This is a genomic window from Vibrio sp. YYF0003 (assembly GCF_036350715.1).
Lineage (GTDB): Bacteria > Pseudomonadota > Gammaproteobacteria > Enterobacterales > Vibrionaceae > Vibrio > Vibrio natriegens.
Genome location: NZ_JAZDWA010000003.1, coordinates 412,030 through 434,310 on the forward strand (window position 1 = coordinate 412,030; position 22,281 = coordinate 434,310).

Sequence of the window (22,281 nt, forward strand, 5' to 3'; positions counted from 1 at the left end):
TAACAATTATCGCCACCTACTCCGCTAGGTGGCGATTTTTTATATCCCTATTTATTTACTATGAACCTAGAACGCTACCACCGTATCCACCAAGTCCTGAAAGCACGCCAGACCGACCTAACGTTATGCCTTGAAGAAGTTCACAAGCCGAATAACGTCTCAGCGGTTATCCGCACAGCCGATGCAACTGGCTTACACAAAGTCCACGCCATTTGGCCAAATAAAATGCGTACCCTGAGCCACACATCAGCAGGCGCACGCAACTGGGTAGAAGTGGACACTCACGACTCTATCGAAGACGCCGTGACCGAATTAAAAGCGCAAGGCATGCAGGTGCTGGTGACTAACCTATCGGAAACGGCCGTCGACTTTCGAGACATCGACTACACCAAACCAACCGCCATCATTTTAGGCAGTGAGAAAACAGGCGCTTCAGAACAAGCCAAACAGCTCGCTGACCAAGACATCATCATCCCGATGATTGGCATGGTGCAATCGCTCAATGTTTCTGTTGCAAGTGCGGTGATTTTGTATGAAGCCCAGCGTCAGCGTGAAGCCGCCGGTATGTACGAGCGTGAAGAAAGCGCCCTGCCAGAAGAGACCATTAACCGAATTCTGTTTGAACGCGGCCATCCGGTTCTGGCTAAAGTTGCGAAACGTAAAGGTCTCGCTTATCCGCCACTCGACGATGAGGGTCAAATCATCGCCGACGAGGCGTGGTGGAAAGAGATGCAACAGAAATAATAGCGAGACTAGGATCCTAGTTCCTGATCGCTCCTCTTATTTTTTCCTGTACAAAAACACAGCTCCATGGTTAACATATTGCAATGTTAACCATTTTTTTGAGCCTTCTATGTCTGCCCAACTGCTATCTGCTGTTCCATTAACTTCCCTTTCAGGGGTTGGCGCGAAAGTCGCAGAAAAACTAGCCAAAGTTGGCTTGCATTCGGTTCAGGATTTACTGTTTCACCTGCCACTTCGTTACGAAGATCGTACCCGTATTTATCCTATTGCTAAGCTCCATGCAGGGCTGTGGGCCGCAGTACAAGGCAAGGTGATGGCCGTGGATACTATTTTCGGTAAACGCAAAATGCTCACGGTAAAAATCAGTGATGGTAACGGCACTATTACGCTGCGTTTTTTCAATTTTACCGCGGCGATGAAGAACAACTTTTCTCAAGGTAAGTTAGTACACGCTTACGGGGAAATAAAACGTGGTGGAATGGGTTTGGAAATCGTCCATCCAGATTACAAGTTCTATATCAGCGAACAAAAGCCAGATGTAGAACAAAGCCTGACGCCCGTTTATCCAACCACAGATGGCCTAAGACAGATCACCCTGCGTAACCTGACCGAGCAGGCGTTAGCGTTATTGGATAAAGCCGCCGTACAAGAATTACTGCCAGCGGGTTTATACGATCACCAAATCACCATGTCTCAGGCGCTGCATACCATCCACCGACCGCCCCCAACGATCAACTTAGATGAGTTTGATGAAGGTAAGCATCCGGCACAAATCCGCCTGATCATGGAAGAACTGTTGGCTCAGAACCTCTCTATGTTGGCAGTGCGCAGTAAAGGACAGCAAGATATTGCTTTGCCACTTGCTCCCTGTGAAAAACTGAAGAACCAACTTCTGGCACAACTGCCGTTCTCACCAACAAACGCTCAGGCACGAGTGGTAAAAGAGATTGAAGCCGATCTGGAGAAGCCTCACCCGATGATGCGCCTTGTTCAGGGCGATGTAGGCTCAGGGAAAACCCTCGTCGCGGCACTGGCTGCGGTTCGATCTATCGAGCACGGTTATCAGGTTGCACTAATGGCACCGACTGAGCTGCTAGCCGAACAGCATGCCATCAACTTTGCCAACTGGTTTGAATCTATGGGAATCCAAGTAGGCTGGCTGGCAGGTAAGTTAAAGGGTAAAGCTAAAGAAGCAGAACTCGCACGCATTGCCAGCGGTGAAGCACAAATGGTAGTGGGTACTCACGCCTTGTTTCAGGAACATGTTGAATTCCATCATCTGGCGCTGGTTATTATTGATGAACAGCACCGCTTTGGCGTCCACCAGCGATTAGAGTTACGTGAAAAAGGGGCCAAGCAAGGCGCTTACCCACATCAGCTCATCATGACCGCTACCCCTATCCCACGTACCTTAGCGATGACTGCTTACGCCGATTTGGAAACCTCAGTAATTGACGAATTACCACCGGGCCGAACTCCGATTCAAACCGTCGCGATTCCCGATACAAAACGCGACGACATCGTGGAACGAGTTCGCCATGCCTGTCTCAACGAAGGTAAGCAAGCCTACTGGGTGTGTACACTGATTGATGAATCTGAGGTATTGGAGGCACAAGCTGCCGCTGATACTGCAGAGGACCTGCAGCGCAAGCTGCCTGATGTGAAAATTGGCTTAGTTCATGGCCGCATGAAGCCGGCGGAAAAACAAGCCGTGATGCAGGATTTTAAAGACAACAAGCTGCATCTGCTCGTCGCCACAACCGTGATAGAAGTCGGCGTAGACGTACCAAATTCAAGCCTGATGATCATCGAAAACCCGGAGCGACTCGGTTTAGCGCAGTTACACCAGCTAAGAGGCCGTGTAGGGCGAGGCTCAGTCGCCAGTCACTGTGTTCTACTTTATCACTCACCACTATCAAAAACCGCACAAAAGCGCCTCGGCGTTCTGCGTGAAAGCAACGACGGCTTTGTCATTGCGCAGAAAGATTTGGAGATCCGTGGCCCTGGTGAGTTATTAGGTACCAAGCAAACCGGTCTGGCAGATTTTAAAATTGCGGACTTGGTTCGTGATCAGCGCTTAATACCCGAAGTTCAACGCATAGCACGCCATATTCACGACAATTATCCTACTAATGCCACTGCGATTATCGATCGTTGGTTAGGCGAACGGGATATTTACTCCAAAGCTTAAGATTAAAATAATCCGAATAACTGATTATCAACACCTCATGGCAATCGTTTGCTTTTTAAATAAATCGCTCTATAATCGCGCACAAAATTAGGGTATTTACCCCAACCAATCTGAGTTGACACTGATTAACAGCAATCACAGATCAAAACGTCAGCTCCTCCCAGAGCTCCCATTCAGCGAGCCCTGGGTAATAAATATTGCGACAAGCGAGACAAACCATGACAACTTCAAACCGATCCTCGGAACTGGTCTATCAATTAAATGATCGCCCACCACTGCCACAAACAATTTTCGCCGCCATTCAGCACTTGTTAGCGATGTTCGTTGCGGTTATTACCCCTTCGTTGATCATTTGCCAATCTTTGGGCGTACCAGCCGATCAAACAAACACGATTATCAGCATGTCTCTATTTGCTTCTGGTGTGTCGTCATTTATTCAAATTCGTACCTTTGGCCCGATAGGCTCTGGCCTGTTATCCGTGCAAGGCACCAGCTTTAACTTTTTAGGCCCAATCATTGGTGCTGGCTTGTCATTGAAAGCTGGCGGTGCAGACATCAGCACAATGATGGCAGCTATTTTCGGCACGATTTTGGTCGCTTCCTTCGCGGAAATTCTACTGTCTCGAGTACTTGAGCACGCTCGCCGCATCATCACTCCGCTGGTTTCAGGTATTGTGGTGACTCTGATAGGTCTGACATTGATTCAAGTTGGATTAGTTTCGATGGGTGGTGGCTATGCTGCGATGGGTGACGGCACGTTCGGTAGCCTGGACAAGTTGGCACTGGCTGGCACCGTACTGGGTCTGATCGTTATTTTGAACCGCTCAAACAACCCGTACATTCGCGTTGCTTCGATTGTCATTGCGATGCTAGTTGGCTATATCATGGCCTACTTTATGGGTATGGTTGACACTTCACAGCTAAGTGAGACCAACCTAGTTGCGCTGCCAATTCCGATGCAATACGGCTTAGCGTTTGACTGGTCGCTATTTATTCCGCTAGTACTGATTTTCTTTATTACTGCGCTAGAAGCCATCGGCGATATTACCGCAACTTCTGAAGTGTCCGGTGAGCCAGTAAAAGGTCCGGTTTACATGAAGCGCATCAAAGGTGGCGTGTTGGCTGACGGTTTAAACTCGGCTATCGCTGCAGTCTTTAACAGCTTCCCGAACTCTACTTTCAGCCAAAACAACGGCATTATCATGCTGACTGGTGTCGCAAGCCGTTACGTAGGTTACTTCATCTCCGCTATGCTGGTTTTACTTGGTTTATTCCCTGGTGTGGCGAGCTTTGTTCAGCTGATTCCTGAGCCTGTGCTTGGCGGCGCAACCATCGTGATGTTTGGTACGATTGCCGCGGCAGGTGTGCGTATTATCTCTCGTGTTGATCTCGACCGTCGTGCGATTCTGATCATGGCGCTGTCGTTCTCTATGGGCCTTGGTATTGCTCAGAAGCCTGAAATTCTGCAATTCATGCCAGAGTTTATTAAGAGCATCTTCTCGACGGGTGTTGCTGCGGGCGGTATTACTGCAATCATCTTGAACCTGTTATTGCCAGAGAAACTGGAAGACGAAGAACCAGAAGTTCAAGAGGTCAAAGAATCCTAAACTGATCAATAGGATAATAAAAAAGCCCAACTTAGGCTCTAAGCTGGGCTTTTATTTTGCTCATCGATGACGCTTTAGCTGTTGGGTTACTTAGTCGGGAAGCTGATTTGGGCGATTAAGCCACCTTCACTACGATTACGCATCACAACCGAGCCTGAATGCTGGCTTACAATGCGCTTGACGATCGCCAGACCAAGTCCGGTACCTTCACTGCCTCGCGCCGTATCTCCACGCGTAAACGGTTCAAACAACTTACCGACCTGATCAGGTTCAATGCCGGGGCCGTTATCTTCCACCGTGACCCAAACCAGTTGGTTATCTGCGGTCATACCCGTCGACACTTTGACCCAGCCATTGCCATAGCGAACCGCATTGACCACTAAGTTCGTCACGGCACGTTTTATCGCAATCGAATTACCCAGAGCGGGTTTGATGGACGCTTCAATTTTGGTCTCAATTTCCCGTTCATCACTGCCTTCTGAGCTCGCGACATCGCATACTATGTCGTTCAGAGACACCGCCTCAAACGTCTGGTTATTCACCGGCTTAAGGTAATCCATAAACTGGCTGATGATTTCATTACACTCTTCCGTATCGCTGATGATGCCTTCAGCGAGATAGCTTTCCTCTGGTGACATCATTTCTGTCGCGAGACGAATTCGGGTTAACGGTGTTCGTAAATCGTGGCTGATCCCCGCCATCAATAAGGCGCGGTCTTCTTCCAGCTCCTGAATACCTTTCGACATCTGATTAAAAGCACGGGTCACCGCTCGAATTTCTAACGCGCCTTTCTCTGGTATCGGTGGCGGTATCTCACCACGACCAACCCCCTTGGCTGCTTTTTCTAACGCCAGTAACGGGCGGTTTTGAAAACGAATAAAGAGCCAGCCACCAGCGATAATCAGCAGTGCCATGATCAGGCTGTTACGAAATAGCGGCGCAAAATCCTCTTCTTGCAGCTCTGAAAGCGGGATACGGATAAGCGAGTTGGGTAGCTTGTCGATGTGCATCCATAAGATGTAACTCTCCTCGCCCAACATCAAACGTACTTCAGTCGGAGAATCCAGTTCTTGAGTCATTTCTTCCGACATCAATTCAATCGACATCGCGTGATTAAACTCGTCCGCTCTTTCACTATCAATACTGTGAACCGTTACGCCCAGCCTTTCTAATAACTGACGCCTGATTGGTGCCTCATACTGAAGCTCTCCGTCGGCATCAAGCACCAGATTGAGCTCATGAGCGAGAATTTTATTGAACTGCTGCAGGCTCGGCATCAACGCATAGTTGAAAACGGCGTAATAAGAGAAGACTTGGCTAGCGAGAAGCAAAGAAATGAACAGCAGAATAGATTGAGTGAGAGAGCTTCGGATTCGCATGGACAGTTCCTGGTGATCCTAACAGAGTATTGCTAAAAGAATGTGCCTAATCGCGATTTTCCGCCCCCATACAGGAGATGCAAGAGGACGGAATGTACAGACAACTATCGGAGTGCAGTTACGCGAATTATACTTCTTTGCCGTCTGGGACAAATACGTAGCCCAAGCCCCATACCGTCTGAATGTAACGTGGTTTGCTCGGGTCATCTTCCAACATGCGACGAAGACGAGAAATTTGGACGTCAATAGAACGTTCCATTGCCGAATATTCACGGCCACGGGCCATATTCATCAGTTTGTCTCGCGACATTGGTTCACGCGCGTTGGTGACTAAGGCTTTTAATACGGCAAACTCACCGGATGTTAGCGGCATCGATTCTTCGCCACGGAACATTTCACGCGTTCCGAGGTTTAAACGGAACTCGCCAAATTCCACCACTTTTTCTTCCGTGCTTGGTGCTCCCGGCAGTTCGATGGTTTGACGGCGCAATACCGCTTTAATGCGAGCCAACAACTCACGCGGGTTAAACGGTTTTGGCAGGTAATCGTCTGCCCCGACTTCTAAGCCAACAATACGATCAACTTCGTCCCCTTTTGCGGTCAGCATCAGGATAGGTAACATGTTGTTCGCGTTACGTAAGCGGCGACAGATAGATAAACCGTCTTCACCTGGCAACATCAAATCGAGCACCATTAAGTGAAAGTTTTCACGCGTCAGTAAGCGATCCATTTGTTCGCCATTGGCAACGCTACGAACCTGAAAACCTTGCTCAGAAAGGTAACGCTCCAATAGAGCACGTAAACGAGCATCGTCATCAACCACTAAAATTTTATGATTTTCCTGCATTGAAACATCCTTTCAGAAGCATGTATTGTCGAAAATGTATCACTGTTTTTTCAAACGTGCTTGTGCAAATTGTTACTCTTTTTATCTTAGCCGCTCTTTTGACACATTATTTCGAAGATACAGCGCTAATATTGAGCGAAGTGATGACTCAGATTAGCAAAAATATCGCCTATCAAACGGAGGTTACTGGCTCAGTTCCCACTCTGTTTCACTGCTGGCTTGCAACTTTTCCTTTTGAGTACTTTTTTCAATTTCTGCATGTAATTTCTGGCGTTGCTCCTCTCGAATACACTCACTTTGTACCGAAGCTAACGCACGTTCGAGTCCTTCAATATGCTGCTCTTTACCTTGCACTTTGGCATATTCAAGCTGCTGCTCGACAGCAAACTCCTTTGCATCACACCCTTTTAGTTCTTCTTGGGAAAACGCAGAAAATGAACATCCTACGGTTAATACGGTGCCACTAATCACTGCTCTCATCATTTATGTGCTCCTATAAAAGCGCTCAATGCCTTTTCTTCTCAGGATGAAGAGGATGTCGGTTAAACATGGTCGGAACATTCGCTCACCGACCAGTCACCCTAGCTAAGGTTTGTCGCATCTGGGCTGGATAGGTTGTACTCAATCGAGTTAATGAACCATTCTTTATCGCCATCGGGCGTCCTAACCGTAAACTCTTCATCGACTTGTTTTTTTAGCATCGCGCGTGCCATGGGTGAGTCGATAGAGATATAGCCTTTAGCATCGCCATAGATCTCTTCCGGCCCGACAATACGAAACTTCTTCACGTCACCCGCTTCATTTTCGATCTCGACCCAAGCTCCGAAGAAGACCTTGCCTTCTTGCTGAGGTGAGTAATCCACGATGGTCACTTCAGGTAAAAACTTTCTGAGAAAACGAACGCGACGATCGATTTGACGCAATAATCGTTTATTGAAGGTGTAATCTGCATTTTCAGAGCGATCTCCCAAACTGGCGGCCCAGGTGACTATCTTGGTGATCTCAGGTCGCTTTTCGTTCCAGAGGTAATCGTGCTCTTGTTTGAGTTTGTTATAGCCTTCACGCGTAATCAGCTTAGTTTTCAATTTTTCTCCTTGGGAGACGGGTGATTTTCGTTTGGTTTATGCCCCGGCTCTAATTCTGAGATTATACCAATCACAGTACGTAAAACACGGGGCGAAGTTGGCGTTCAGCCTACAAATTGACTGAGTTTTTACTTTTTGACATCCGATTTTTTCGTCACGATGTAATTGGTGTCACTCGACACCACCACACCATGCTTCAAAAAGTTTTTACCCAAAATCATGCTGTACTTAAAACGTTCTCTGTCCTGAAGGTTGACCTCTATTTTCTTCTCCAGATCGCCCAGTTTCACGTGCATTTTAACCACCGGCCTGACGTTGGTTTTCTCGCCCTTCTTCGCGGTAATGTGCATCACATTGACCACTTCACGAGTCAGCTGTTTTTTCACGCCATAATCGTTTTCATAAGTGAAGCTCACCATGTCTTTGCCGTCTTTCTGAAATTGCTTAATATCAGTAGCGCTGATTGAGCTGACGTCAGCCCCCGTATCCAGTTTCACCGGGAACAACATGCCTTCCACTTCAGCCACTTCAATATGACCAGCCCGGAATAACGGTTTGGCATCCAAGAGGTGATCCGCACGCGTATTCAGCAGCACACCACCTTTTGCCATATCATGGCCAAACACGAAAAACGGTTGAGTTTCTTCGTTCTCCAACACATCAATGGCAAATTCGATGGTCTTCTCTGTGTTCCCAAACACAAAATCCCCTTCAACCACAGGGCGCACCATATCGCCCACTCTTAGCTTTTTCACAACGGGTTTGGTGATTTTTTCCTCTTTGCCCTGTTCATTGGTTAAGTAATAGGTCGCCACTTCATCTTTGCCTTTTTCGCTGAGCTCAAAGCCATGCACGCGAAGAAGCGGAGTTTTGACGGTAAACGTTGGGTAGGCTGGTACTGAGTAGCCATCAATATTGAGAGTCTCCTCAGGAGAAATCACCAGAGGTTTGGTTTTCAGAGCACTCTTAAAGGTCTTTTCAACACCACCAAGCAGGTTTTCTTTATCGGTATCGACCACAAAGTGCTGGCTAACCACATCATTGCCTAAGCGCAGCTGTGAGCTAAAATTGCTGCGATCACGCAAATACACCAACCAGTGCTGAGTTTCGCTTTCCGACACTTTCACAGGTAAATATACCAGTGGTCGCTCACCTTTCGTCGTTTTAAGCATACGAATCAGCGGCAGTGTCATCGGGTGTCGCTTACCGTTTTCGCCCTCTAAGGTGAAGGACACTTGCTTGGCCTTCTTATCTACTTTGATGTCCAGAGCATGCGCATTGGTGTAGCGACTGCTGGTCGAAATACTCACCTTGTAAGGAACGCCTTCTACAGAGACAAGCTCTTGCTTACCAATCATTTTGGCCTTGGGCTGCTGCTGCAGGTAGTCATATCCGGCAAACACCCACGCGTTATCTTTCAGATAGGTTTTTCCAATCAGAATTGGTGCAGAAAACTGCTTACGTGCGGTTAAGTTCACAACGGTATCAACGGTATGACCCGCTATCGTCATCGGCATTTTTACGTTTGGACGCAATATCGGTTTTGTACTGGTACGGCTACGAATCGCACTGATACGTTCCAGATCATCGGTGACTGTGATCTGTTTGCCCGTGTAAGGGTGCTGAATGGTAAAGCTCACTTTGACTTGATACGGCTCGAAAGTCCCATCATCCCACTTGGCTTTGGTTCCACCCAGATCATCGATGATCGCCCAAAGTAACTCGTTATCTTTCAGGTTAGAGAACTCTGGGTTCGAGCTGGTGACGTGAATATTCTCGGCATGCATCGAGGTGGTATCGGCACCCGTATCAATCTTACCCATGAACGGCACGTCACTTAGCTCTGGAATCTCGCTGTAATAGACATTTTCAACCCGGCCTAACACCAGTTTGTCATCGAGTTGGTAAATTGGATCTTGAGTGGTTGCGGAAAGAGATTGCGCCCAGCTAAATGGCGCAACAAGTAAGGCACTGGTAAGCGCCAAAGCCAAAGACATTTTTTTCATCATGATTATCCCTATGAGCTAAGGTATGTACTTTAGTTGATAATCGAGGATATAAGTTCTCAATTTAATTAAAGTTTTGACACAAACCTGACTGATGTCCACCAGCGCCCGGTAAATTTTTGCACTGCTCGCGGAAAACATTGCAAATTCATCGAATGACCCCAATGTTTATACCTAACGAAACTCAACTGAATAAAAAGAGAATACACGGATGAGCCAAGCTATCTGTCGCATGATTGCTCAAGAGCTGAATGTTCGCCCAGAGCAAGTCAACGCTGCTGTCACCCTGATTGATGACGGTAACACCGTTCCTTTTATCGCACGTTACCGTAAAGAGGTGACGGGTGGCCTTGATGACACCCAACTGCGTACGCTGGACAGTCGCCTGTCTTACCTTCGTGAACTGGACGACCGTCGTCAAACCATTCTGAAGTCTATTCAGGATCAAGGTAAGCTGACGCCTGAACTGGAAACAGAAATCACTCAGGCAGACAGTAAAACTCGTCTGGAAGATCTTTACCTGCCATACAAACCAAAGCGTCGTACTAAAGGCCAAATCGCAATTGAAGCAGGTTTAGAGCCACTCGCTGACGCCCTGTGGAATCATCCGCAAACTGAGCCAGAAAGCGAAGCAAGTAAGTACCTTGACGCAGACAAAGGTATCGCGGATACCAAAGCGGCACTGGATGGCGCGCGTGCCATCATCATGGAGCGCATCGCCGAAGACGCCAACCTGTTAGAAAAGATTCGTACGCATATGAACCGTAATGCAGAGCTCGTTGCCCGTGTTGTCGAAGGCAAAGAGAACGAAGGCGAGAAATTTAAAGATTACTTCAGCCACAATGAGCCACTCAGCAAAGTGCCATCTCACCGTGCCCTTGCGATGCTCCGTGGCCGTAACGAGGGTTTCCTAACCTTGGCGATGAATGCCGACCCAGAACAGGAAGAAGGCGTTCGTCAGTCTTACTGTGAAACCATCATTGCAGACCATTATGGCGTGACACTTAGCAATGCACCCGCAGATACGTGGCGTAAACAGGTAATCAGCTGGGCATGGCGCATCAAAGTGTCAATGCACATGGAAACCGAGCTAATGGGAGCGATGAAAGAGCGCGCAGAAATCGAAGCTATTGATGTGTTCGCCACCAACCTGAAAGATCTGTTGATGGCGGCTCCAGCTGGCCCTCGTGCCACGCTGGGCCTCGATCCGGGCCTGCGTACTGGTTCAAAAATCGCAGTCGTCGACTCCACTGGTAAAGTACTGACGACCGAGACCATCTACCCTCATCCACCACAAAAACAATACGATAAATCGGCTCAGATTGTGGACCAACTGGTACGCAAGTTTAACGTTGACTTGATCGCCATTGGTAACGGTACGGCTTCTCGCGAGACAGACAGTTTTGTTGCTGACGTCATCAAACGCGGCAACCTTAAAGTACAAAAAATCATGGTCAGTGAAGCCGGTGCTTCGGTTTACTCAGCTTCTGAACTGGCTGCGAAAGAGTTCCCGAATATGGACGTATCGCTGCGTGGCGCTGTTTCTATTGCCCGTCGTTTGCAAGATCCTCTGGCGGAGCTGGTGAAAATCGATCCTAAATCGATCGGTGTGGGTCAATACCAGCATGATGTCAGCCAATCGATGCTGGCAAAACGTCTCGACGCTGTAGTAGAAGACTGTGTAAACGCCGTAGGTGTGGACGTTAACACTGCATCTGCCGCACTGCTGACTCGCGTGGCTGGCCTCTCCAGTACCATCGCGCAAAACATCGTTGATTTCCGTGATGAAAACGGCCGCTTTGATGCGCGTACGACACTGAAAAAAGTGCCTCGCTTAGGGCCAAAAGCCTTTGAACAGTGTGCCGGTTTCCTGCGTATCATGGATGGAAAAAACCCGCTGGATGCCTCTTCGGTTCACCCAGAAGCCTACCCAGTGGTCAAAAGTATCGCAGCGAAAAACAGCAAAGACGTTAAAGCACTTATCGGCGATACCACTTTCCTGAAAAGCTTGCATGCTGTGGATTACACTGACGACAACTTTGGTGTTCCAACGGTGACAGATATCATCAAAGAACTGGATAAGCCGGGCCGTGACCCTCGCCCTGAGTTTAAAACAGCGACCTTTGCTGATGATGTTAACACCGTGGCAGACTTGGAACCCGGCATGATTCTGGAAGGTGTGGTATCGAACGTCGCAAACTTTGGTGCATTCGTTGATATCGGTGTCCATCAAGACGGATTGGTACACATCTCAGCACTGACGGATCGCTTTGTCTCTGACCCGCGTGAAGTGGTTAAAGCGGGTGACATCGTCAAAGTAAAAGTGATGGAAGTCGATGTTCAGCGTAAACGTATTGCTCTGTCGATGCGTCTTAACGATGAACCGGGCCAAGACAATCGCAGCCAGCGTTCTGATGCGCCGCGTCGTAATGATCAGCAACGTCGTCAACCACGTCGTGATAATTCCTCATCAAATAATGCATTAGGAAATAACGCAATGGGTGGCGCTTTTGCAGCGGCTTTTGCCAAGGCGAAAAAGTAAATTCCGTTAAAAAAGAAACGCTCCAGTCAGTTCGCTCTGACTGGAGCGTTTTTATTTGAGTAGAGTGTTGAGTTATTACAATACTGCTATCACGTCTGACGGCGTATGAGGCGCGACCGAATGACCATAATGAAACTTGATCACTTTCCTGCGCCTTTCCATCAATCCTTGATAGATCGCAGCATCCAGAATGCGCTTAGGTAAGCGAAAGCGTATCGTATAGCCTTTGCCCTGTTCTTCACTGTACGACTTGAGTGCGAGTAATCCGAAAAGCCGTTCTAACGTATCGGCTGGTTCTTCAGAATAACGAGCGTCAACTTCAGGCTCCCTTTCATAACTGGGATGCTCAGAAGGATCCCAAGCAGACTGGCGTCGCCGCTTGTCGTCTCCTTTTACTTTGCGCTCTGCACTAGTTTTAACCAATGCGGTCGTTGGCGTCACAGGCTCCCGGACTTTGTTGTCACGAGCCGCTTGCTCCGTTTGCACATTCACGGACGGGGCGATCAATGGCACACTTACGTTGGTCGGTGACACAATCATTGCGAACCCTCCTCGGAGTCGCCACTCGTCTATGCCGCTAGCAAATACAGCCTAGCTCAAACCTTTATCGACCACTTTTTAAACAACTTGAGTTTTTTGCACCGCGAACCGTTAGCGAACCGCAAATTCTCGAACTTGCGCACAAAACGCGTCATGTTCAGTCATAAACGGCGCATGGGAAGACTGGCTAAAGATGCCATGCTCAGTGTGTGGCAGCTGCTCATTGAGATCGCTGGCGACCTTAATCGGTACCAGTCCGTCTAGTCGTCCATACAAACGTAACATCGGCATGGTCAGCGACGTAAGTGCATCGCGCAGATCAACGTCCGCTAAGATATTTAAACCCACCAGCAGTGAGTCTGGATTCGGCTGAGGGCGAGAGAGCACCGCTTGCTTAAGCAGTTTTACGTCTTTACGCGCTGATGGGCTGCCCATTGCTTGCAGCGCCATAAAACGCTCGATTGTGAGTGAAAAATCTTCCAGCAACTGCTCAGTAAAAGCACTCAGAACCTTAGGCTGAATGCCACGCCATGTTTTCTCTGCCGCAAATTTAGGAGAGCTCGCCACAGTGATGAGTTTATTCACTCGCTCTGGTGCGTTAAGCGCAATATGAGTCGCCACCAAACCGCCTAATGACCAGCCCAGCCAAACCGCTTTTTCTGGCGCGCCTTTCAGCACCATCTGAGCAATCTGAGCTAAATCTTCGCCATGATGTTCAGCGCTGTGGCCGTATCCTGGAAGGTCAACCACGTGCACTCGAAAACTGGACTGAAAGGACTCGATGGTTTGTTGCCAAACCGCGCCATTCATACCCCAGCCATGCAGCAACACTAAATCTGGTCCCTGACCAAACGACTGCCAGTGTAAATTCGTGCTCATGCTCTCAATCTCTCCAACTTAACTTATTCCTTACGCTTACATCCCGGCGTTAGTCTGTGCAAAACCTCTACCTGAATAAGTTGTATGTTATCTCATCACTGGCAAAACATCATGCATCGCGTGCTCGGTAGTCAATGTGGTCTGTGCAGACTGCCACTGAAAAAAGCACAACAGCCTAACGCTCTTCGTTGGTGTAGCCATTGTTTTCAGTATCTTAATCCGATTAGAAGGTGCCAACATTGCGGTTTGGCTATGCAGGAAACAGAAAGGAGCGATACGGTGTGTGGCGAGTGCTTGGCCGAACCACCGCCCTGGCAACGACTCATCACTCTCGGTGACTATGCGTTTCCTCTATCACGCGAGGTTCAACGCTTTAAGGATCATGGCGAGAGTTGGCACATCGACGCGCTGACTCAGTTGCTTGCCACTCATATTGCAGCCCCTGCTCCAATTATCACCAGCGTTCCACTACACTGGCGACGCTATTTATCGCGTGGATTCAATCAAAGTGATGTACTTGCCAGACACTTGGCAGCCCATCTGCATCGCCATTTTGACCCTAAAGTATTTCGTCGTATCCAATACGCAGACTCTCAGAGAGGCCATACTAAAACCCAACGAGAGCAAAACTTGCAAGGTGCATTTATCCTCAATAAAAAGCCGATGTATAAACACGTGGCGATTGTCGATGATGTCGTCACAACGGGCAGTACGGTACGACAATTATGCCAATTACTACTTGAAGTTGGTGTAGAAAGCATCGATATTTACTGCATCTGCAGAACACCTGCTCCTACTTCGCTCTAGACCGATTCACTATGCCTTATCAGCAAAAAAGCTAGACCCATACGTCAACAAGAGTAGAATAGCAGCAGTAACCTACAAATTTACTCGGGTATTGTCGTGTCAAATATTACTATTACAGAAACTGCGCAAACGCATTTCGCTAATCTTCTCGGTCAACAGCCAGAAGGGACTAACATTCGTATTTTCGTTGTAAACCCAGGTACACAAAACGCTGAATGTGGTGTGTCTTACTGCCCACCTGAAGCGGTGGAAGGAACTGACACAGTGCTCCCATACAGCGGCTTTTCAGCATACGTTGATGAGTTGAGCCTGCCATTCCTTGAAGACGCTGAAATCGACTTCGTTACAGACAAAATGGGTTCTCAACTAACGCTAAAAGCGCCAAACGCTAAAATGCGTAAAGTGTCGGATGATGCACCGCTTGTTGAGCGTGTTGAATACGCTATCCAAACTCAGGTGAACCCACAGCTTGCTGGCCACGGTGGTCACGTAAGTCTGGTTGAAATCACTGATGAAGGTGTTGCTATCGTTGCATTTGGTGGCGGCTGTAACGGCTGCTCAATGGTCGACGTAACACTGAAAGAAGGCATCGAAAAAGAACTACTAAACCAGTTCTCTGGTGAACTAACTGCGGTTCGCGATGCTACAGAACACGATCGTGGTGACCACTCTTACTACTAAGGTAAGTACTGTCATTGAAAATGGGAGACTCAGGTCTCCCGTTTTTGTATCTAGCATTCGCCAGAGCGATAAATTCCAGCTAGCAACTCAGGCAGACTTTTCATATATTAAGAATCTTACGCACCTCGTAAAAACCCAACGACACCAAGGAGCCAGCGCTATGTCGAAAAGGACCCCACCAGAGATTCTCTCTTGCCAGACGGTCGCAAAGTCTAAGCTGTTTGCAGTGGAAGCCCTCGACCTTCGCTTTTCTAATGGTGAACATCGCACTTACGAGCGTATGAAACCTAGTGGCCGAGATGCCGTTATGGTTGTTCCTGTTACCGAACAGGGCGATCTCCTGTTGGTACGCGAGTACGCGGCTGGTACAGAACGATATGAGTTGGGTTTTCCCAAAGGTCTAATTGATGCGGGAGAAACGCCACATGAGGCGGCAGACCGCGAGCTGAAAGAAGAAATCGGTTTTGGCTGTAATCAATTAACCGCTTTAAAACAAGTTATCCTCGCACCCTCTTACTTTTCGAGCAAAATGACCCTGTTTTTAGGTCAGGCGTTGTATCCGGAAAAACAAGAAGGCGACGAACCTGAGCCATTAGAAATTGTGCGCTGGCCACTGGCACAGGCTGAAGAGCTCATCACGCACATGGATTTCTGTGAAGCACGCAGCATCACCGCATTGATGTTAGCACTGAAACATTTACGCAATACCACTCGCAACAGTAACCAATAACAACAACAGAGCCAAATCATCGTTGTGAGTAAGGACAATCACCTATGCCAATGACAAAAGATCTATCTCACCTGCTCCCTCAAGTTATTGAGATCGCCCGCAGCGCCGGGCAATTGATCCTCGATATCTATCAAAAAAAGCAATACGAAGAATACACCAAAAGTGATGAAACACCGGTGACCAGCGCTGATATCGCTGCACACAAGTTCATCATTGAACGCCTGGGCGAACTGACTCCGGATATTCCTGTATTGTCTGAAGAAGACGCAGACATCAGCCTGTCAAAACGGGCCCAATGGCAACGCTATTGGCTGGTAGACCCTCTCGATGGTACTCAGGAATTCATTGCACGCAGTGGTGACTTCGCGACGATTATCGCCCTAGTCGACAATAACAAGCCAACACTAGGCGTTGTTTATGGCCCGGTATCCGGTGTCACTTATTATGCCTACAGCGGAAAAGGGGCATGGAAAATTCCCGACATGTCGGAGAGCGTAAGAATCCACACTCATAAGCATGAGCATCCCGGTCAAAATATTGCGATTGCCATCAGCCGTCGTCAGGACATCAACCGCATTACTAACCGCATGAGCAGCGCCTGGAATTACGAACTGATCCCACTGGGCTCTGCTGCGTTAAAAGCGTGTTTAGTTGCTGAAGGTGCGGTGGACTGTTACCTGCGCTTAGGACCAACTGGCGAGTGGGACACGGCCGCAACTCAGTGCATTGTTGAAGAGGCTGGAGGTCGTATCCTGAGCACTCAATTGGAACCTCTCTCTTACAATGAGCGCGAAACGTTGGAAAACCCTAACTTCATCGTATTAGGTGATGAATCATTACCTTGGAATGATATTCTTCAGCGAAAAGATTAACTTTCTCTCCCCCAGCAGAGCGAACTTCTATAAGGCCACGAATCTAATTCGTGGCCTTTCTTTTTATTGCTGTACAGCGATTAGGGTATTTGGCCTACTATGATCCAAAAGCTATACAAGCTACACACAAACTCAAAGATAACTTTAAAATCAATTGGTTATTTAAATTTGTTTGGATGAGGTATTTTCTCGTACAGCAATTTGATGGTTTGGCCTACCATGATCCAAAAACAAAAAGAGCTGCACATTGGCAGCTCTTTTCTTTGTCTGTTTTAGGCTTTTATTTAAAAGCGCCCTTTGTAATCAAACTCATATTGACCTTGTGCGTTTGGCTTACCGAGCCATTGCAGCTGATCTCCCATCGCAGAAGGGAATTCAGCGCCCGGTTTAAACCATGCTGTCGTCGAGTAACGCTGATTCGGCATTAACTCCGCTGAAAACGCCGCAGAGACTTGCGGGCTATTTTGTTCACCGGATGCGGTCAGCACGCTGTCTTTACAGTTCAAATTGGCGACGACCGGACCGAGATCTAAGCGCCCTAATGGACTTTGTATGCCACTCGCACTCCAAACCAGAGTGCCATCTCCTTCGCTACACCAAGGAGAAGCATACGTTGCATGCTGGATATTGAGCTCCAACTGCCCGTCGACACCAACTGGGACTGGTAGGCGCGCCTGCTCAACGACTTTTATCGCAGGTACAGAGGCAACTAAGTCTTTTGCGTAGGCATCACCAAACAAACCATAGCCCACTAGGCCACGTCCTCGCACATCCATATCGCTGCCACGACCAAAGCGCACGGCAAATTCTGCTTTACCAGTAAACAAAGCAGACCATTGGAAATCCCAGTTAACTTCACCCAGATTTTGGCGTTGCCAGCGAACATTAGACGCCTGACCTTGCCATATGGTGCCCTGAACGCCCTGAATATCGAGCCCACTTACCTTTGGACTTTGTTTAACAACCCAGGAAACCGGCAGGCCCATTAATAAACTCACAGAAAAGCAGACAATAAAGATGCCTGCATAAAGTACAACTCGCTTCAATTTATCCTCGCTTAAACTGCAGGCGATTCACCTCGATCATGCCCGCCTGTTCGGTTCGATCAATATCTAAGAACTCCACCTCGATGCCTTGCTGCTCTTTCAAATAGCGTAACCAATCTACCAACTGGTTAAAGGCTAAAGGTTTGATCCACACCTGAACACTCTCGTTGCGGGGTTGTACGCGGATCAGCTCAACCTTATAACGGCGAGCTGAAGAAGACACCAACTGATTAAGAGGCTGATTCGAGTAGGTTACACCACCGCTCTTACGCAGTGCCGTGATGTCGTCTGCTTTTTCTTGCACCCAGGCAAGAAGCTGTCTTTCACTCTGTATTCTTGACTGTGCCAATTCTGCTCGCTGACTCATCGGCTGTAATATGCCCCAGTAAACGAGACCGACAATTACGAGAACCCCACAACCCATCATCATACGCTGTTCACGTTGTGAGATGCCGCTCCACCAAGTTTGAACTTGAGAGATTAAATTCTTCATCATCACCTCACAAACGTTTCAATACAAAACTGCCCATCACAACTTTGTCGTTGCGATTAAGCTGGCCTTGCTCGACATTAAACTTTTCAGCAAGTTTTACTCGAGCTTGTTCGAAAGGCTGAAAGTCAGAGCTGCGAGCGTGAATTCTTACTTCTCCACGCTGACCATCATATTTGAAGCTGGTAATTTCCAAATCCTCAACCTGACTCAGCGCAGAAGGAAGCGCGGCCAGCCAAACCAACATCGCTTCGTCACCAGAACCACCAGACAAGCGACGCTCTTCATCGGTCATTTGGCGTTTAAGGTAACTGACGGTCGGAATGCGATTTTTACCCGGGAAAACCTGGCGGAAAATGCGTTCACTTTCTTCGCGGTACGTCTGAGCCTGAGCTTCATACTTATGTACCATTAGCAACTGTTGGGCGACCAAGACCACGAGCAAAACACCCGCAGCGATAGCGGTTTTTTGCCAAATTTTCCAGTATTTACCCCAAGACGATTTCGGCTTAAATGCTCCGGTGAGTAAGTTGGTTTTGCTTTCAGCCACACCTTTGGCTAACAACGCCATTGTCATTTCTTCTGGCTGAGGTACCCATACTTCACTGACGGCAGACTCCGGAACCGAGCTGTAACAGTCGAGTTTCCAACCTTCATGGTTTTGTAGATAAGATGAGAGATAAAGGTCTAACCATGAAACATCCACCACCGCGCCTTCGGTTTGTGAGTGACGAATCAGCCACTGATCACCCATAAGTGCTGCGCTGCTGTTCTCATTCACTGGTAATGCCAAAACATCTGGCAAAACACGTTTAATTGTCATTCCCTGGCTCAAGAAGCGCTGCAATACGGTTTCCAGCCACAGTCGCTCAACCGCACACACGTGCGCTTTCCCAGATTGCTTGCTCAATACGGTGAAGTGAAGACTGTCGACATCTTGTGCCACTTCGTCTTCCACCAAGTACGGCAGCATGGTGTCGAACTGACGTTCTGCCCCTGCGGGGATATCCACTTGAGTGAGCACGACATCGTTACTTGCCAGTAAAGCAAACACCGGACGCTGGTTAGCGTAAGACACTAACTCATCCAAATGTTCCCACCCGGCGATTTCGCCGCTGGCAATCACTTCCTGCTGCTCTGTCGACCACACCACCCAAGGAATGGTACTTTGTTGTTCGCTACTCAGCCGAACGGTCAGAAACTCGCTCACTGATCCCTCCAAAACGACGGCGTACTACCGTCACTGTGTCTCTGTTTGTACTTTGCAAAAGGCTGCGGATACGCACGCGTGAATCATCCACCAGCACTTGTGCATCTAATTCGAAGAAAGCGCTATCGACGCCTAAATAAGCTTTGGCTTCCTTCGTGATATTTTCATTTAAGCCAGCTAATTCTGACTCGGCTAAAAACGCTTCAATATTGTCCCAGCCATCGAATGGGCGCTTTTCTATCAGCTGTACCGCATCACTGTTGCTCAAACCGGGTGAGAACATCGCGACTAAAATTGGCGCTTGTTCAGCTTCGATAGTATTCACGTTCAGACGCCAGTCATCGCTTGGCAAAGCGCAGACTAACGGCGCTATTTTTTGATAGAACTCGCCACTCACCTGATAGACTGAACGTAACTCCGTTTTATCCGCCATCCAGCTGTTCGGCGGTAAATAAGCCGGGCTCATCGCTTCATAAGTACTGTCTTCGACCCCGGTCGTCGAACGAACCACAGAGTCACTGTCTACGTACTCCCAAGTCGAGTCTGCAATCACTTCAGCTTGATAAGGGTCCACTTCCGACTCCTCCAGTAAGCGTTGCAGGACCTGCACCAAGTAAGGTCTGACCGTTTGCTGGCTGGTCGACTGTACACGGCTCAACACGTTGAGGTTAAAGCACGCTTGTTTATCTACAATCCGTCCGGTCGCCTGACCGTAATCAAGTGGATAAACCTGCTCTTTTATCGCCCACGGCTGGCTCAGGTTAATGGTGTCAGTATCCTCATAGCTTTGTTCAATGCCCACTTTTGCCAGAGCTTCGACGCCTAAACTATACCAATAAGCCTGTTGGAAATTGATTTGGTTACCACCACGCTGAAACTGAGCAAATAGACGCTCAGACATGCTTGCTGCTACCGTCGTCATTATCGCCAGCAACATCAGGACAATGAGTAGAGCGACACCACGCTGACTTTTAGCCATTGTCACTCCCCTCTGACTCACCCAGTTTGCCATCTGGCGTAAGATAAGTGCGCGTGATTTTGCCATAGTCCTTCAGCGTCAGAACCACCGATACGGCTTTAGGCAATGAGTCACTGCTGTCCCAATCACTTTTCCACTGATTACCATCATAAAAGCGAATGTCTAATGCTTCGACTTGCGTCAGCAGAGGCGTCACAATCCCTTCCTGTCCAACAGGTGTATCCGGATAGCGCCACCAGATGCGCTGCAGCGTCTCGCCCTTAATTCGATAACCCACTTTCGTTACCTCACCGCGAGGAAACTGCTGTTGCGGATTGTGCCAACCCAAGCGAGCAAACATCACGCCTTTGGCATCCGAGTCCAATAAGTAGTCTGACCAAAAGATAAGCTGGCTCGCCACCTCCTCTCCATCGGTACGAGTGCGACGCAAGGCCATCTGACGAAAGTCATTGTCCATCATTACCATCGTGCGCTGCAGCTCATTCAAACGCGCCGTGCGTTCCTGAGAAAGCAGGTTGCTGCGCTGTATCTGCGACACCACCTGATAGGCTGCAACACTTAAGCTGGCAAAGATCGCAATCGACACCAACACTTCGATAAGTGTAAAACCTTTTTGCTTGTGGTGCTTAGCCACGTTGTGCCCTCTACTGCGCCACATAGCTTCGTACCGTCACAACTGGGCTTGCGTCTTTTGCTGTCGCGACGCTTACATCAAATGCTTTCAGCAATGGCTGCGTGGTAGCCACTGGCGAAACTTTCCAGTACCACGTGCGTCCAGCCAGATCCTCAGTGCCATTTTTCGCTTTGAGTTCACCGGTGTCTAACATCACATTAGCCATTTGATTATCCACAACCATTGCTGCAAACATTTTTTCTTCTAAGTAGCTGACGGTATTAATGTGTTGGCTTACTGAGCGAATCACACTAATGGCCGCTGTCGCAAAAATCGCCAGAGCAACCAGCACTTCCAACAAGGTCATGCCTCTGTTTCGGCGACCCGTTAAGCTCAGGTGAGTTCGCTTAAAATTGCGCATTCTCATCCTCTTCTGCTTCTTCACCCGGTGCTAATAACAAAATCTGACCGGACTCTTTACCTACCACACGCCAGCCATCATTCAATGCATCGCCATTTTTAGGAAAGAAAGACAACGTAAACGGCGTCAATTCAGCACTGGAAAACACAAACACTTGTGGCGGCTTGCTCTTTACCTTTTTCTCCTGCTCGGCAAACATATCTTCATCAAACAGGGAGCCAGGCTCAAACAAGCGATCATCGTCATCCCAGGCGCCACCGCCTAAGTCCAGTTGCAACGTGATGTCTTCATCCAGCGTGGTTTCACTTGGTATCTGGCGCATGTCTAATGGTTGCCAGCCCTCTTCGCCAAGGCTCAGTAATGCATAGGTCGATTTTACGTCGTCAACTCGAACACCAAAATCTTTGCCGCTCAATACGGCCTCTTCATTGAGTAGTAGTAAGCGCTGAAAAAAGCTTTGGGCGTATTGTTTTGAAAGGTCTTTCTGACTGGTAGGCAATGTCGTAACTACCGCTAAAGCGGTCAGAGATAATAAAACCAGCACCAATAGAATTTCTATTAATGTAAACGCTTGATGTTTTCGCATTTGCTTCCTTGGCGCTGGTTTAACGA

22 protein-coding genes are annotated in these 22,281 nt (G+C 48.3%); 8 read left to right on the plus strand and 14 right to left on the minus strand.

Annotated elements, in window-relative coordinates; all coding sequences use genetic code 11:
• The first annotated feature begins 60 nt into the window (after nucleotides 1–60).
• The 3 genes from trmH to V1U08_RS12215 all read left to right on the plus strand — a co-directional run bounded on the left by trmH (nucleotide 61) and on the right by V1U08_RS12215 (nucleotide 4,542).
• Nucleotides 61–744 carry a tRNA (guanosine(18)-2'-O)-methyltransferase TrmH gene (trmH, locus tag V1U08_RS12205; RefSeq protein ID WP_330470690.1) on the plus strand — a complete coding sequence of 228 codons (684 nt, stop codon included), beginning with the start codon at nucleotides 61–63 and terminating at the stop codon, nucleotides 742–744.
• A gap of 109 nt (nucleotides 745–853) precedes the next feature.
• Nucleotides 854–2,935 carry an ATP-dependent DNA helicase RecG gene (recG, locus tag V1U08_RS12210; protein ID WP_330470691.1) on the plus strand — a complete coding sequence of 694 codons (2,082 nt, stop codon included), beginning with the start codon at nucleotides 854–856 and terminating at the stop codon, nucleotides 2,933–2,935.
• A 218-nt stretch (nucleotides 2,936–3,153) separates the two neighbouring features.
• A complete protein-coding gene (locus V1U08_RS12215; RefSeq protein ID WP_065296134.1) occupies nucleotides 3,154–4,542 on the plus strand; it encodes a uracil-xanthine permease family protein in 1,389 nt (462 codons plus the stop codon).
• An 86-nt stretch (nucleotides 4,543–4,628) separates the two neighbouring features.
• Here the strand turns inward: V1U08_RS12215 and envZ are convergent, their stop codons facing one another.
• The 5 genes from envZ to V1U08_RS12240 all read right to left on the minus strand — a co-directional run bounded on the left by envZ (nucleotide 4,629) and on the right by V1U08_RS12240 (nucleotide 9,862).
• Nucleotides 4,629–5,921 (minus strand): two-component system sensor histidine kinase EnvZ, encoded by a 1,293-nt coding sequence (envZ, locus tag V1U08_RS12220; RefSeq protein WP_014230555.1) that lies wholly within the window; start codon nucleotides 5,919–5,921, stop codon nucleotides 4,629–4,631.
• 127 nt (nucleotides 5,922–6,048) lie between these two features.
• Complete coding sequence (gene ompR / locus V1U08_RS12225) at nucleotides 6,049–6,768, minus strand: osmolarity response regulator transcription factor OmpR (RefSeq protein ID WP_014230554.1); 720 nt, start codon at nucleotides 6,766–6,768, stop codon at nucleotides 6,049–6,051.
• A gap of 183 nt (nucleotides 6,769–6,951) precedes the next feature.
• Nucleotides 6,952–7,251: a DUF1090 family protein gene (locus V1U08_RS12230; RefSeq protein WP_014230553.1), complete on the minus strand. Its 300-nt coding sequence runs from the start codon at nucleotides 7,249–7,251 to the stop codon at nucleotides 6,952–6,954.
• A 98-nt stretch (nucleotides 7,252–7,349) separates the two neighbouring features.
• On the minus strand, nucleotides 7,350–7,853 hold the full coding sequence (gene greB, locus V1U08_RS12235; protein WP_330470692.1) for a transcription elongation factor GreB: 504 nt from the start codon (nucleotides 7,851–7,853) through the stop codon (nucleotides 7,350–7,352).
• 128 nt (nucleotides 7,854–7,981) lie between these two features.
• Nucleotides 7,982–9,862, minus strand: coding sequence for a putative ATP-dependent zinc protease (locus V1U08_RS12240; RefSeq protein ID WP_118117428.1), 1,881 nt, complete (start codon nucleotides 9,860–9,862; stop codon nucleotides 7,982–7,984).
• A 208-nt stretch (nucleotides 9,863–10,070) separates the two neighbouring features.
• Between V1U08_RS12240 and V1U08_RS12245 the strand changes: the two genes are divergently transcribed.
• Entirely contained in the window at nucleotides 10,071–12,401 is a 2,331-nt protein-coding gene (locus tag V1U08_RS12245) for a Tex family protein (RefSeq protein WP_330470693.1), read from the plus strand.
• A gap of 75 nt (nucleotides 12,402–12,476) precedes the next feature.
• Here V1U08_RS12245 and V1U08_RS12250 read toward each other — a convergent pair whose 3' ends face one another.
• Both V1U08_RS12250 and bioH read right to left on the minus strand, forming a co-directional pair.
• The gene (locus tag V1U08_RS12250; RefSeq protein ID WP_020335700.1) at nucleotides 12,477–12,941 is read right to left on the minus strand and encodes a hypothetical protein; all 465 of its coding nucleotides are present in this window, start codon (nucleotides 12,939–12,941) and stop codon (nucleotides 12,477–12,479) included.
• 111 nt (nucleotides 12,942–13,052) lie between these two features.
• A complete protein-coding gene (bioH, locus tag V1U08_RS12255; RefSeq protein WP_330470694.1) occupies nucleotides 13,053–13,820 on the minus strand; it encodes a pimeloyl-ACP methyl ester esterase BioH in 768 nt (255 codons plus the stop codon).
• Nucleotides 13,821–13,904: 84 nt separating this feature from the next.
• Here bioH and V1U08_RS12260 point away from each other — a divergent pair, with 84 nt between their 5' ends.
• The 4 genes from V1U08_RS12260 (at nucleotide 13,905) to cysQ (ending at nucleotide 16,910) form a co-directional block, all read left to right on the plus strand.
• A complete protein-coding gene (locus V1U08_RS12260; protein ID WP_330470695.1) occupies nucleotides 13,905–14,627 on the plus strand; it encodes a ComF family protein in 723 nt (240 codons plus the stop codon).
• A gap of 96 nt (nucleotides 14,628–14,723) precedes the next feature.
• The gene (nfuA, locus tag V1U08_RS12265) at nucleotides 14,724–15,308 is read left to right on the plus strand and encodes a Fe-S biogenesis protein NfuA (RefSeq protein ID WP_014230546.1); all 585 of its coding nucleotides are present in this window, start codon (nucleotides 14,724–14,726) and stop codon (nucleotides 15,306–15,308) included.
• A 160-nt stretch (nucleotides 15,309–15,468) separates the two neighbouring features.
• Nucleotides 15,469–16,038: an ADP compounds hydrolase NudE gene (gene nudE / locus V1U08_RS12270; RefSeq protein WP_020335697.1), complete on the plus strand. Its 570-nt coding sequence runs from the start codon at nucleotides 15,469–15,471 to the stop codon at nucleotides 16,036–16,038.
• A 44-nt stretch (nucleotides 16,039–16,082) separates the two neighbouring features.
• Nucleotides 16,083–16,910 (plus strand): 3'(2'),5'-bisphosphate nucleotidase CysQ, encoded by an 828-nt coding sequence (gene cysQ / locus V1U08_RS12275; RefSeq protein WP_330470696.1) that lies wholly within the window; start codon nucleotides 16,083–16,085, stop codon nucleotides 16,908–16,910.
• Nucleotides 16,911–17,194: 284 nt separating this feature from the next.
• On the opposite strand, the gene V1U08_RS12280 is transcribed toward cysQ, so the two are convergent.
• Genes V1U08_RS12280 through V1U08_RS12310 form a run of 7 tightly spaced genes read right to left on the minus strand, consistent with a single transcriptional unit; the run spans nucleotide 17,195 to nucleotide 22,255 of the window.
• The gene (locus V1U08_RS12280) at nucleotides 17,195–17,956 is read right to left on the minus strand and encodes a type II secretion system protein N (RefSeq protein WP_330470697.1); all 762 of its coding nucleotides are present in this window, start codon (nucleotides 17,954–17,956) and stop codon (nucleotides 17,195–17,197) included.
• Between the two features lies 1 nt (nucleotide 17,957).
• Nucleotides 17,958–18,449, minus strand: a complete 492-nt coding sequence (locus V1U08_RS12285) for a type II secretion system protein M (RefSeq protein ID WP_020335694.1) — start codon at nucleotides 18,447–18,449, stop codon at nucleotides 17,958–17,960.
• A 7-nt stretch (nucleotides 18,450–18,456) separates the two neighbouring features.
• A complete protein-coding gene (gene gspL / locus V1U08_RS12290; protein WP_014230541.1) occupies nucleotides 18,457–19,656 on the minus strand; it encodes a type II secretion system protein GspL in 1,200 nt (399 codons plus the stop codon).
• Nucleotides 19,625–20,635, minus strand: a complete 1,011-nt coding sequence (gspK, locus tag V1U08_RS12295) for a type II secretion system minor pseudopilin GspK (RefSeq protein WP_330470698.1) — start codon at nucleotides 20,633–20,635, stop codon at nucleotides 19,625–19,627. Before gspK ends, gspL begins: the two co-directional genes overlap by 32 nt.
• Nucleotides 20,628–21,293 (minus strand): type II secretion system minor pseudopilin GspJ, encoded by a 666-nt coding sequence (gspJ, locus tag V1U08_RS12300; RefSeq protein WP_330470699.1) that lies wholly within the window; start codon nucleotides 21,291–21,293, stop codon nucleotides 20,628–20,630. Before gspJ ends, gspK begins: the two co-directional genes overlap by 8 nt.
• A complete protein-coding gene (gene gspI / locus V1U08_RS12305; RefSeq protein ID WP_330470700.1) occupies nucleotides 21,280–21,669 on the minus strand; it encodes a type II secretion system minor pseudopilin GspI in 390 nt (129 codons plus the stop codon). Before gspI ends, gspJ begins: the two co-directional genes overlap by 14 nt.
• Nucleotides 21,656–22,255 (minus strand): prepilin-type N-terminal cleavage/methylation domain-containing protein, encoded by a 600-nt coding sequence (locus tag V1U08_RS12310; RefSeq protein ID WP_014230537.1) that lies wholly within the window; start codon nucleotides 22,253–22,255, stop codon nucleotides 21,656–21,658. The genes gspI and V1U08_RS12310 overlap by 14 nt, the downstream gene beginning before the upstream one ends.
• Between the last annotated feature and the right edge of the window lie 26 nt (nucleotides 22,256–22,281).